The organism is Microcystis sp. M061S2, assembly GCF_020245605.1.
Lineage (GTDB): Bacteria > Cyanobacteriota > Cyanobacteriia > Cyanobacteriales > Microcystaceae > Microcystis.
The window spans coordinates 1-12,365 of sequence record NZ_JADBUP010000024.1 but is presented as its reverse complement, the minus strand read 5'-3'; the positions used below and the strand labels follow the sequence as shown (position 1 = coordinate 12,365).

Here is a 12,365-nt window from a genome sequence, read left to right as displayed (position 1 = left end):
GTCCATCAGTGTAATTCCAGTTAAATCTCTCACTTTTTTCCGTTATCGATTACCAAGGAGATTTCGATGACTGAACAATATATGCCACCTGAGGATTGCTCTGGATCTGCGGTAGTGGGTGGAGAAATTCCTCAATTACCTCCCCCGGCATTTTCTGATAACTCAAAATATACCACATTTACCTATACCTATTATCCAGGGGGATTGGAAATTTCCGATAGCTATATTTATTATCCAGGAGGATCAGAAATTTCCGAAGCTGTTGCCAGGGAAATCGCTACGTTCGCCGTTCCCCCGACAAATTATCTAGGGGGATTGGAAATTTCCGATAGCTATATTTATTATCCAGGAGGATCAGAAATTTCCGAAGCTGTTGCCAGGGAAATCGCTACGTTCGCCGTTCCCCCGACAAATTATCCAGGAGGATTGGAAATTTCCGATAGCTATATTTATTATCCAGGAGGATCAGAAATTTCCGAAGCTGTTGCCGGGGAAATCGCTACGTTCGCCGTTCCCCCGAAAAATTATCCAGGAGGATTGGAAATTTCCGAAGTTGTTGTTCCTAATATTAGCACTCCTCTCTATGCGATCGAAGCAACTATTGATTTCTCCAAAGCTAAAGGGGACTTACAGGCTGTTCTGATGGCGCACGACGGCTGTTTTGGTGGGCATAGTTTCCACATCTATCAGGGAAAACTATGTTATGTCTATAACTGGTTAGGGCAACAACAGAAGATCACAAGTGATCTTCCTTGTCTTAGTGGCGAGGTGAAACTCAAAGTTGAATTTGCCAAACCAAAGATAATCGCCCCTTCCGATGAAACGTTGGGTGACAGCACAATAGGTAAGATGAAACTGTATATTAATAACATCGAACAAAATGTCGATATTATCAGAACTTTCTCAAATCATACTCCTAACTTCCTAACTTAATATAAACACGAGATTCCTTACGAGTTTCAAGGTGCGAAGCTGCGAAGAATTATCGTTACTATTACCAATGATGTAGTCCGATAAATATCGATTAAGTACCTAAGCAAAATTAATTACACATCTAAGCCCCTGTCTAGAAAACGGGTTTCTTAAAGAAACCCGTTTTCTGGTTTTCTTAAAGAAACCCGTTTTCTGGTTTAAGTAAATGATCAACCCCTCCAATTAATGAAGGGGTAATTGAAGTTTTCATGGATGGTTTCAGGTTAGAGAACGCAGCCTACTATAGGCAAGGGAACAGGGAACAGGAAAAGGGAGGCTCTCTCTCAACAAATTTCGGGGGCTATTTCCTTAAGTTGACAGCAATGAACGCTTGCGTCCATAATGTAATATAGATATTTCTACAAAATTGAGATGCACCCATTCAAGATTACCCTTCAATCCAAAGTAACGGAACTAAATCATCGACAAAGTATGATAAATCCGCAAAATCATCAGGATATTGATTAGACATTCTCTTAAAATCATGTTCTGGGATTGTTCTCATTTTTACCCCAGCAAGTTTTTGAAAATTTGTTATTGATTTAATCTGTTTATAATTATCGGTAGGGGTGATAGAGATTATTACTCCATTACAAGCCATTTACCAATGATTATTATAGGAACGATTCTGACGAGCTAGGGCTTTTTGTCCGCGACTGCCTATTTGAAAATCTTCTGGCCCCCTGATTCTTCCCCAAGGTTTTCTTCTAATCTTAAAACTGGTATTTATATGATTATTTTCTTGAATAAAATTTTTAATCTTTGCGGCTGTCCCTTTCGGAGAACAATCTGTCCAGTCATATTTCAAATGAATATGTGGTAGCTCTTGAGAAGTTTGTGGTTTAAACCCAATAATGATTAATCGTCGAGAAAATTCCCTGAGAAAATTTCGGAAGACTAACTCTGATGGTACAACTTGTGGAGATTTAACTTCTGTTTTATTTAGCAAAGGTTGAAAATGTTTAATTAGATATAGTTCAATTTCATTTAATTCTTCATTATTGCAAGCTTGCCAAGCTATTCTTACAGGATAATCTTGATTAATTTCTTGTAATTGATATATACGATGATGATTTTTCCAGCGATTTAAAAGATTAACTGCTTGACCAATATAAAGAATTCTATTTTGAGAATCGATAGCAAAATATATGGCCGAACAATCAGGAAGTTGATTTAAATTATCTAGTTCTACTGAAGACATTGCCAAAGGATCGAGCAGCATAAACCTAGTCTTATTTTATTTTCAAGATAATAATTTTCTGTAATTGCTATCAATTATAACTCATTGTTGGCTTAATTTTTTAAGGCAAGGGTTTTAAAATTGCTGTAACCTTTATCCTGTATGCTTTTTAGCGAATAAGGTAGGCAGAACATTGCCGAGATTGCGCTCGCCAATTGGCTCGCTCAAACCCTAATCAATTCCTTAACCTCAAAATGGTCTTTTTGTACTAATAAATATTCGAGTAGAACGCTCAATGCGTTTGCTAGACTGCATTTGAGACAATTTATCAAATTTTCGGTTCCAGAAATGAGCGAAGGGTGAGTGATAAAATTCATGTCAGCGAAGAAGTCCGTCAAGCTGTGGGAGAAGAAGGAGCCTAAGATAGTTTATTTACATCCTTACTCTCTCGACTTTACCTCGATTGAAAACTATTGAAAACTTTTGCCCAAAAATCAAGTCTATCTTGGGAAAATTACAACCGAAAAATTATCGAGACTTAGACAAGGCTCTCGAAGAAGCTTTTAAGGCAGTCTCCAAGAAAGACACCCGTAATTGCTGCAATCACTGTTGTGATTATACCTCATCTGTCCGAGAAAGGCTGTAAGTATTTATAAAGTAAAATTTAAAATAAATAATGTCGTGGGTTGGTAGAGCTAAAATACTATATAAGATTGAAGGGAGTGTGGGCGGAATTCTTCTAATCCCGATACCTGACAGGACTCCACCGAGAATTAACTATTTTTTAGAGCCAGAAAATATAATGACAGAAATTTGGGGATCCCTATTTATTTTTTTAGTCTGTCCCATAATCGGGGGATTGCCTCTGATCGATTGGATAAATTATCTCGTAACTGGACGTAAATTATCCCAATTAGGAACCGGTAATATCGGTGTAACTGCCGCTTTTTACCATGGGGGTAAATTAGTGGGAATTTTGGCGGTAATTTCGGAAGCAGCCAAGGGAATTATCGTTATTTTCCTAACCCGTTTCTTTTTTCCCACCGGCTCCACTTGGGAATTATTAGCTTTAATTGCCTTAGTCGTGGGGCGCTATTGGTTAGGAAAAGGTGCGGGAACTACTAATGTTTTCTGGGGATTAATCGTTCACGATTTTGTCGCTGTTTTTCTCACCTCAATCATTAGTGGGATTAGCTTTACTGTCTTTCGAGAAAAATCTACGGGTAGATTGGTAGGATTATTTTTATTAGCTTTAATTCTCACCTTGCGCCGTCCCCACGATTCAGGTTATATTATAACTGCCATTGCTTTAGCCTGTCTATTAGGGGCAATTTTTCAAAAAATAGCCGACGATTTAGACTTACCCGAAGCAAGTGTTAACAATGAATCAAAAACTATGTTTCGTTTTTTTCGTGGAGATCGATCGATCCAAACTCTTGATGACAATCTGACGGCCTTAAAAGTGGGACAAAAAGCCGCCACTTTAGCCTATCTTAAGCGTGCCGGTTATCCCATTCCTAGGGGTTGGGTTTTACCACCGGGGGATGATCCACAACCGTTAATAGAATCTCTTAATCCTGATATTAATCATCCCTTAGTCGTGCGATCTTCCGCTATTGGAGAAGATAGTGAAACCGCTTCATCTGCGGGACAATATACCACAATTCTTAACGTCATCGATCGAGAAAATTTAGCGGCGGCGATTTTAAGTTGCCAAACCTCCTATAATAGTCCTAATGCTGTTAATTATCGACTCGATCAAGGTCAAGAAAACACAGCCATGGCTGTGTTAATTCAAGAACAAATTCGAGGAGTTTTTTCGGGAGTTGCCTTCAGTCGTGATCCGATTAATCCTCTCAGTTTAGATGTAGTTATTGAAGCTTTACCCGGAGATGCCACCAGAGTTGTATCGGGAAGAATCACCCCCGAAAGTTATCGAGTTAATTTAGAAGAAAATATTATCATCGGAGCGGGAGATATTCCCCCAGCTATTATTCAACAGGTAGCTAATCTTTGTCGGCAATTAGAAAACCTTGAACATGGCATTCCCCAAGATATAGAATGGACTCATGACGGACACAAATTATGGTTATTACAGTGCCGTCCTATCACTAATTTACAGCCAATTTGGACAAGAAAAATCGCGGCTGAAGTTATTCCAGGTGTGATTCGTCCTTTACCTTGGTCAATTAATCGTCCTTTAACCTGTGGAGTTTGGGGAGATATTTTCCAGTTAGTTTTAGACAAAAAAGCCCTCGATTTGGACTTCAATGAAACAGCGACTTTACACTATCAAAGAGCCTATTTTAATGCTTCTTTATTAGGCACAATTTTCCGTCGCATGGGATTACCTCCAGAAAGCTTAGAATTCCTGACCAAAGGAGCAAAGTTTACCAAACCACCTTTAACGGCAACTTTGGCTAATTCCCCTGGTTTATTAAAACTTTTAGGACGGGAATTACAGTTAGAAAAAGACTTTAGCCAAGATCAAAAAAACTATTTTATCCCAACGCTCAAAAAAATTAACGCTACTTCCCCAGAAGCTTTATCTTCAGGGGAGATTTTAGAGCAAATTGAGGAGATTCTAACCGTCTTAAAAAAAGCTACCTATTATAGTATTCTTGCCCCTCTTAGCTTCGCCTTGCGTCGCAGTATTTCGCAAGTACCTTTTGAGAGATTGGATAACTCCCAAGCGCCAGAAATAGCCTCAATGCGATCGCTATCTGAACTGAGAAAAAATACGATCGATCGAGATTTTGACTCAGCTTTTTCCCTCTGGTTAGAAACCTACGGTTATTTAAGCGAAGTGGGGACTGATATTTCCATACCGAGATGGCGAGAAAATCCCCAAGAGCTGCTACAACTCCCCTTAGATAGTCCGGGTAATAATAGCCATAAAAAAGTCAAATCTTCCCATACTGTCCAAAAAAGATTAAATATCAAAAACCAAGTGACTGAAATTTACTCCCGTCTTTTAGCTCACCTACGCTGGCATTTTCTCGCTTTAGAAACCCTCTGGTTACAGCAGCAAATATTATCGGAGAAGGGAGATATATTTTATCTAAATTACTCAGAAGTTACCCAGTTGGGTCAGAATAATAAAATCGCCAATCTTAACCAGATTATCCGCCAGCGTCGCCAACAATTCCAAGAAAACTCTCAATTAACCGATATTCCCTACATCGTTTATGGACAACCCCCGAAAAGAGAATTTTTAGTTTCAAATTTAACTGCCAAAAAACGCTTACAGGGAATTGCCGCTAGTGGGGGGACAGTGGAGGGACGAGTCAAAATTATGCCAACCCTACAAAATCTAGAAATTGCCCCTAATACTATTCTCGTTATTCCCTATACTGACTCAGGATGGTCCCCTTTATTATCCCGGGCTGTGGGCATTATTGCCGAGGTGGGGGGACAATTATCCCATGGTGCTATTATTGCCAGAGAATACGGAATTCCGGCGGTTATGGATGTGCATAATGCCATGAAATTGTTAAAAGATGGTCAATTAATTCGTCTCGATGGCAGTCAAGGAATTATTGAAATTCTCTAGGCATTAGGGGACAAGCTGTTCGGTATCTAATGCTAAATTCTGTTTAAGAAGAGCAGGGAGTGGGGTAGTGGGAATTATGAATTATGAATTATGAATTATGCATTGGGGGAGACCACTTCGTGCGCGTTGCGGGGGGAAGTGGGGAAATTGAACTAAAACCCCAAAACCCCAAAACCCCAAAACCCAACCCCCAACACCTAAAACCTATCTCCCGACTTCTGAATACTGACTCGGAGACTCCTATCTCCTGAATACTGACTCCTAACCCAAGGTTGGCTAAAGATAAGCAAAAATTATCTATTGACTCCACAGACTTGAGAATATTTAAATTAACATTCCGCAATATTTACAAATTCTTAAAAATTAATTGAGAAAGATTTTTATTTAACAACGATGTTATGATGGTAACAGCGATTTTACTGAATTTCATAGTCGGGTATTCTATGCTTTTTTGGGCAGCCACGGTTGAAACCCTTGCCACACCTAGAAGGTAATCCTAACTAAGACAGGTAAATGAGTCAATTTCACCCACAACGATGATCTTTTTTTTGTGTAGTTTTATTGCAAAAAAAAAGTTTTTTTGACAAAAAGCACAAAGTATGCGTTATGAAGTGGGAATTATGAATTATGAATTATGAATTGGGGAAGTGGAGAGGTGGGGTGATGGGGAAGTGGGGTAGTTCGGAAGTTATCTGCTATTTTCCAATAAAAACCTTCTTTCTGCCCGAACAATTGCCTCTCTAGTGGCTAAAACTGCTTCCCTATCCACCGAAAGAGAAGTCACACCCCAAGCAATCAAATCATCGATAAGTTCGGGATACTGGACGATAGCCATGCCGCAAACGGAACAGGGAATCTGTAAAAGTTTTGCCTGAGTGATAATTTGTTTTAAAGCTGCCCTGACTGCGGGATGACGGGCGTTAAAATATTCTGAGAAATGTTCTCGATCGCTACCTAAAAGTAATTGAGTTAAATCATTAGTACCAATAGCGATCAATTGTACGCCCGCTTGCAGATAATCCCTCAATTGAAAGATTACCCCCGGTACTTCCACCATTATCCCCAATTGGAAAGAAGGGACTTGAGTGAGTAAAGCTGATTGTACCCGTTGCCGGCAAAAAATAAATTCTTCAACCCCGCGGACAAAGGGAAGCAGTAAATTAATATTGGTGGCGCCGGTGGTTTGTACCCGTCGTAAAGCTTGCAATTCTAGATCGAATAGAGTCGGATCTAATATATAACCATGGGTTCCCCGACTGTCTTGAGCCGAATGTTGAGCATCAAAAGAACGGTAAAATAAAGGCTTAGGCTGGATACTAAGGGCAAATTGTGCGATTAAATCACTTAATCTCTCGATCAATGCTTCTTGATGCTCTGGTGTTAACCATTCTTCTAGATTACGCTGAGAAAGTAACTCTAAAATCATCCATTCTGAGCGCAATAAACCGATCCCATCAATAGGCAGGTCTTGGATTCTGGCAATACTTTCAGTTTGACTGAGATTAACCATCAAACGGGTAGCGATTGCCGTCCCGTCGGTTTCTCTGGGTGGTTGTGGGGGTAAGGAAATCTTTTCCTGAGATGCTAGAGAAATAATTCCCCTCGTACCATCTACTAAAATTATCTCGCCTGAGCGGATAATTTCCGTGGCATTTTTCACCCCGACAACGGCAGGAATGGCTAATTCCCGGGCTAAAATGGCTCCATGGCTAGTTAATCCCCCCTGTTCCGTGATCATTGCTCGAATTTGGCGTAAATGGGGCAGTTTTTTCGGAGGTAAATTAGCAGTAACCAGAATGCAATCCTGAAAATTTGCCTCTGGGGAGTCGAAATTGCTGATCACTTTTGCCACTCCCGATGCCAACCCCGGGGATGCCCCTAATCCTCTTAAGGGATAATGGGAGGTAGTAGCGGTGATTTCCTGACTGTGACAGTTGAGAATATAAATTTGACCATCCAGCATCATCAGCCATTCTATGCTGGTTAAGCTGGGTTTTTCCGCCAGTAGAGATTGAACCAGTTGACAAAGGCGATCGAGGGCGAAATTATCTAAACAGTAGCTTTCCTGTAAACTGGGTGCTAATAATTGTGGTGCGAGCAGATTACTGTCACTATTGAGATAATAAGCGCGGGATTTATTGCCTAATTGCCGACTGTGTAATTGACCGGAGCGATCGATAATGTAGGTATCCGGTGCCACTTCTCCATTAACTAAACTGTGTCCTAATCCCCAAACCGCCTGAATTTGCCAGTTATCGTCATTAATCAGCACATTTCCCGCACAATTGGCTGGTAATAACGGTTGTACCAGTAAAGATAATTGAATTTTTTCTAAACCAATTCCCATTTTTCGCCAATAAAATAGACTTCTGGCGGTGAATAACTCCGCCCAAGCTTGTTTTAGGGTATTTTCTAGATTATCTGCTTTAATTCCACTGATGGGGGCGGAAAATAAACCGAGCGTTCGCCGAGCCAGATTAGCTGGCAGGGAAAAGCGCCATACTAGGGTATCCATGGATAATTGTGCCACGGCCGCCGTTAGTTCTTCTAACCAGAGAGGAGGAATTTGCGCTTGTAAAATGGCCCGCCGACTTTCTTTGGCGACTAATTGCAGAGCTTTTGCGTTATCTACGTCTAAATAGAGGGAAGATTGCGGAAAATCAGTCAGAAACGAGTCAGCATCGTTGATAGTTTCCAAAAATTCCGCAAAAATGCGGTTAAAAATGGCAAATCCCCTGATAATTGGGTATCCTCGCTGGTGTAATTCACTGGCAATAAAAGCTTTTTCCCCCACCAGGGGGCGATCAGAAGCACTAATGCGATCGAGCCAGCAGAGAATGGTCACGGGATTTGTTAAGAATGGTGAAAGGATTCTAAAATAATCTAGGTGATTTTTGTAACTTTTTACTTATACCTGCTAGTTTAACTCACCGTCACTATCTTGAGGATGATCTGGTGATTAGGAATTATGAATGTATGAATTATGAATTATGAATTATGAATTGGGGAGATGGGAGAATAATAAAAGCAATCTCCTGACTACTGACGACCGGCTCCTGATAGCTGATAAGATAGGATTCGGACAATATTCGATCGCTGCGAGAAATTCATGGACACACCTGCGAAAGTTTTGTTAGTGGATGACGAACCGGGGGTTCGTGAATCTGTGCAAGCATATCTACAGTACGGGGATGACTTCGAGGTAAGAACTGCTAGTAATGCTAACGAAGCCTGGGATTTGCTTAATCAAGAAATCCCAGAATTAGTCATCTCCGATATTATGATGCCGCAGGTGGATGGCTATCAGTTTCTCAAGAAATTGCGCGAAGATGCTCGTTTTCAGACAATTCCCGTGGTTTTTCTCACTGCTAGGGGGATGACAAGCGATCGCATTCAGGGTTATAATGCCGGTTGTGATGCTTACTTATCCAAGCCTTTCGATCCCGAAGAATTAGAAGCATTAATCAAGTCTTTAATCGAGCGCCGTCGTCAATCCTTGCAAGCCACCAGCGAAAACGCTAGATTAGAAGAAATTGCCCGAGATATCCGGGAATTAAAACAGCAGGTGGGACAACAGAACACTTTTACTACTACTCCCCCCCCGATTAAAATTGATCTTACCCCCCGGGAACAAAGTGTTTTAGATCTAGTAGCGGAGGGATTGATGAATAAAGAAATTGCCAGTCGTCTAGAAACCAGCGTCAGAAACGTAGAAAAATACGTCAGTCGCTTATTTAGCAAGACTGGTACTAATAGTCGCACGGAATTGGTACGTTTTGCCCTAAAACACGGTTTAACCAGTTAATATAGCAGCTAAGGACAAAGTAGCGGGCAACTCTCTTCTTAGAAATATCCCTTGGGGAAAAGGCAGGTCAAATTTTTCAATAACTGACGATGACAGGCAACTGAATTACCGATGGAAAAACAACTTAAATATATGTCTCGGCAAACCGTGCCTTCGAGGATTGCGTTATCCTGTTGAATTTATCCGAGAATTACTTAGTTCTGGCCTGACTATTGCCGACATTTTAGCCCACTACGATGATAGCGAAAAAACTTTCTGTCCTTTGTGTCTCAAGTATCCCCTGGAAATCATCAGTAGTTGGACAAGATTAAAGTTAACCGTCGGGAAAGTCATGGCAAATAGGCAATAATTAAACTTCCTTAACTAACACTCCATTCAGAAAAATTTCGGCAATACCTTCGGCCATTTCTTGTAAAGCGAAGGGGGAAGCATTGCTATCTAAAATAGTTTCACTGGAAAAACCAGCAATTGCGAACATTCCTAGAAAAACCTGCGCCACAATTTTCGGATTCATGGGACGATAGATACCACGATCGATCGCTGTTTGAAAAAAAGCCTCGGCCACATCGGTCATTTTAGCAATTACCTCCGATTGGATTCGCTCTTTTAATTCGGGGTGAAATTGGGCCTCTATAAAACAAACTCGCAATAAATCGCTATTTTCTCGCATTCTCAACACCCTACGCCGCATCACCTGCGCTACCGCTTTATAACTGCCCATTTCGCTCAATTCCGTCAACAAGTCGGTGAGAATATCCACCCATCCCCTAGTGGCCACTTCAATTAAAATCGCCTTTTTGTTGGGAAAATAACGAAATAAAGTTCCTTCTGCCACATTTGCGCTTCCTGCTAGGTCTTTGGTCGTGGTTCCTTCATAACCCTTGGCGGCAAATAAACGTAAAGCGGCCTGTAGAATACGACTACGGATATCTTCTTCCCCAGAATTCGTCTCATTTAGGGAACGTTGAAAAAGACTTTGCATAATTATTGACAGCTAGAAGGGGATAGAGCCATTGTCATCTATCAAGTCAGGTGTTTACTCAAATGCTTCACAAAATTTTGAGTAATTGGGGAAGTGGGGAAGTGGGGAGATGGGGAAATTTCCACTAATACCCCCAACCCCCAACCCGAATGTCTTTTTTTCTTTTCCCTTGGGATAAGATTGTGATCGATCGAGTTTAGGGAATTTTTATGACGACGGAAAGTTTAGCGACTTCAGAAGCAATAGAGTCAATGACCGATGAATTTCTAGCTAGTACAAGCAGTCACCAAGAAATGATTGAAATGGTTATTTCTACTCTGCAGCAGAATGATACTGCTATGGTACAACACACAGAAAAAGGTTATCTTTGGAAGTTTCAGTATGGTAGCGTTGAGGTGTTTGTGCAGTTAACTGGGGAAAGCGATGATGATTTTTTAACGGTGTGGTCTTCTGTGCTGAAATTACCTGTTCAGGATGAATTGGGATTAACCCGCAAGTTATTAGCGATGAATTGTGCCGAAACCTTTGAATCTCATTTTGCCATTATGAATGATCAGGTGGTGGTGATTTCTCAGCGCACTGTGGCCGATTTGTCTGCGGGGGAGATTTCGCGAGCAATTACTCTCGTGGCGACGGTAGCAGATAATAATGATGAAATGTTACGAGAATCCTTTGGTGGCAGCTAAAATTTGGCGTTATATTCCTCCAATTATCTCATCGGCAGAGCTACAAATGGCGATCGATTCTTGGTTACTAGAGCAACACCGTTGTGGTCATCATCCCCCGACTTTGCGTTTTTATCAATGGTCGCCCCCGGCCATTTCCTTGGGCTATCATCAACGGCAATATCCCGATTTTTGGCGTGATTTGACTTGGCAAGGTCAAAAAATCTCCCTAGTTCGTCGTCCTACTGGTGGCCGGGCCGTACTACATCAGGGGGATTTGACTTATATGGTGGTAAATTCGGGGATGAAGGGTAATGTTAGGGAAGTTTACCTTCAAATCTGTCAATTTTTAATCACAGGCTGGCAAAATCTCGGTCTGGAATTGTCCTACGGTGTTGCAGGCCGGGGATATATCCATTCTGCTAACTGTTTCGGTACGGCTACCGGTGCGGATCTAGTCGATAATTGGGGGAACAAATTTATTGGTAGCGCCCAACTGCAACGGGGTTCCTCGGTTCTCCAACATGGTTCCATGGTGCTAGAGCAAGATAATTCGCTGTTTGAGCGAGTTTTCGGCAGTGCTGCCCCTAAAAAGCTCAATTTAGCCCCAGATTTGACCCTAGAGACAATTATCGCTACCCTGAAAACCGCCGCCGAGGATTGCTTTGATTGTCAATTGCTAGAGCAACCCCTAGAGGATTGGGAATGGCGATCAATTAAAAAAATGAATATAAATACTCATTGACAAAACAACTTTTGTGTGTATAAAAAATCAATTATGAGTCAAGTTGTATAGATTTGTAATTTTTTGCTAATAATGGGTAAAGGTAGATAGAGGCCGCAAGGAACCAAAATCTTACCAAACTCGAAATTATTGTCTAGCTTGTGCTAGTTTAAGAAACGTTAATCTTTTACAGTTTGTGAGGATTAACGAGCGATCGCAGCTAGTTTAGTTAAGCTAATCCAGTCAATCGATCGCGCCATCTTATAAGACAATGGGAGTAATCCCAGACTCAAAAAAGTTAAGAAATCTTGCCCGTGATTTCAGTTAAGCAAGAGGAAAAATACCCATGACCATTGCTGTCGGACGCGCCCCAGAAAGAGGGCTGTTTGATGCTCTCGATGACTGGCTCAAAAGAGACCGTTTCGTCTTCATCGGTTGGTCTGGTTTACTACTCTTCCCCTGCGCCTTCATGGCCCTAGGTGGA

General features: G+C 41.2%; 10 protein-coding genes and 1 pseudogene. 7 read left to right on the top strand and 4 right to left on the bottom strand.

Annotation, left to right across the window (positions count from 1 at the left end):
- Positions 1–66: 66 nt before the first annotated feature.
- Positions 67–933, top strand: a complete 867-nt coding sequence (locus IM475_RS05265; protein ID WP_287726905.1) for a hypothetical protein — start codon at positions 67–69, stop codon at positions 931–933.
- A gap of 427 nt (positions 934–1,360) precedes the next feature.
- On the opposite strand, the gene IM475_RS05260 is transcribed toward IM475_RS05265, so the two are convergent.
- Positions 1,361–1,573 carry a hypothetical protein gene (locus IM475_RS05260; protein WP_287726904.1) on the bottom strand — a complete coding sequence of 71 codons (213 nt, stop codon included), beginning with the start codon at positions 1,571–1,573 and terminating at the stop codon, positions 1,361–1,363.
- Positions 1,574–2,194, bottom strand: coding sequence for a GIY-YIG nuclease family protein (locus IM475_RS05255; RefSeq protein ID WP_287726903.1), 621 nt, complete (start codon positions 2,192–2,194; stop codon positions 1,574–1,576).
- A gap of 760 nt (positions 2,195–2,954) precedes the next feature.
- On the opposite strand from IM475_RS05255, the gene IM475_RS05250 reads away from it, so the two are divergent.
- Entirely contained in the window at positions 2,955–5,705 is a 2,751-nt protein-coding gene (locus IM475_RS05250) for a glycerol-3-phosphate acyltransferase (protein ID WP_287726902.1), read from the top strand.
- Positions 5,706–6,393: 688 nt separating this feature from the next.
- On the opposite strand, the gene IM475_RS05245 is transcribed toward IM475_RS05250, so the two are convergent.
- The gene (locus IM475_RS05245) at positions 6,394–8,550 is read right to left on the bottom strand and encodes a putative PEP-binding protein (RefSeq protein WP_287726901.1); all 2,157 of its coding nucleotides are present in this window, start codon (positions 8,548–8,550) and stop codon (positions 6,394–6,396) included.
- Positions 8,551–8,814: 264 nt separating this feature from the next.
- Between IM475_RS05245 and IM475_RS05240 the strand changes: the two genes are divergently transcribed.
- Together IM475_RS05240 and IM475_RS05235 are read left to right on the top strand one after the other, a co-directional pair.
- On the top strand, positions 8,815–9,510 hold the full coding sequence (locus IM475_RS05240) for a response regulator transcription factor (RefSeq protein ID WP_002795661.1): 696 nt from the start codon (positions 8,815–8,817) through the stop codon (positions 9,508–9,510).
- Positions 9,511–9,610: 100 nt separating this feature from the next.
- On the top strand, positions 9,611–9,859 hold the full coding sequence (locus IM475_RS05235) for a DUF433 domain-containing protein (protein ID WP_287726962.1): 249 nt from the start codon (positions 9,611–9,613) through the stop codon (positions 9,857–9,859).
- On the opposite strand, the gene IM475_RS05230 is transcribed toward IM475_RS05235, so the two are convergent.
- Complete coding sequence (locus IM475_RS05230; protein WP_287660478.1) at positions 9,860–10,492, bottom strand: TetR/AcrR family transcriptional regulator; 633 nt, start codon at positions 10,490–10,492, stop codon at positions 9,860–9,862.
- Between the two features lie 209 nt (positions 10,493–10,701).
- Here IM475_RS05230 and IM475_RS05225 point away from each other — a divergent pair, with 209 nt between their 5' ends.
- The 3 genes and pseudogenes from IM475_RS05225 to IM475_RS05215 form a co-directional block, all read left to right on the top strand.
- Positions 10,702–11,178: a YbjN domain-containing protein gene (locus IM475_RS05225; RefSeq protein ID WP_287660477.1), complete on the top strand. Its 477-nt coding sequence runs from the start codon at positions 10,702–10,704 to the stop codon at positions 11,176–11,178.
- Positions 11,141–11,902 carry a lipoate--protein ligase family protein gene (locus IM475_RS05220; protein ID WP_287726900.1) on the top strand — a complete coding sequence of 254 codons (762 nt, stop codon included), beginning with the start codon at positions 11,141–11,143 and terminating at the stop codon, positions 11,900–11,902. The genes IM475_RS05225 and IM475_RS05220 overlap by 38 nt, the downstream gene beginning before the upstream one ends.
- 325 nt (positions 11,903–12,227) lie before the next feature.
- Positions 12,228–12,365, top strand: a pseudogene (locus tag IM475_RS05215) (photosystem II D2 protein (photosystem q(a) protein)); the annotation flags it as partial.

Bases quoted from the DNA above. Each gene is read 5' to 3' on its own strand.
- IM475_RS05230 (WP_287660478.1), bottom strand. From the start codon at position 10,492: ATGCAAAGTCTTTTTCAACGTTCCCTAAATGAGACGAATTCTGGGGAA.
- IM475_RS05220 (WP_287726900.1), top strand. From the start codon at position 11,141: ATGATGAAATGTTACGAGAATCCTTTGGTGGCAGCTAAAATTTGGCGT.
- IM475_RS05255 (WP_287726903.1), bottom strand. From the start codon at position 2,194: ATGCTGCTCGATCCTTTGGCAATGTCTTCAGTAGAACTAGATAATTTA.
- IM475_RS05265 (WP_287726905.1), top strand. From the start codon at position 67: ATGACTGAACAATATATGCCACCTGAGGATTGCTCTGGATCTGCGGTA.
- IM475_RS05225 (WP_287660477.1), top strand. From the start codon at position 10,702: ATGACGACGGAAAGTTTAGCGACTTCAGAAGCAATAGAGTCAATGACC.
- IM475_RS05240 (WP_002795661.1), top strand. From the start codon at position 8,815: ATGGACACACCTGCGAAAGTTTTGTTAGTGGATGACGAACCGGGGGTT.
- IM475_RS05250 (WP_287726902.1), top strand. From the start codon at position 2,955: ATGACAGAAATTTGGGGATCCCTATTTATTTTTTTAGTCTGTCCCATA.
- IM475_RS05260 (WP_287726904.1), bottom strand. From the start codon at position 1,573: ATGGCTTGTAATGGAGTAATAATCTCTATCACCCCTACCGATAATTAT.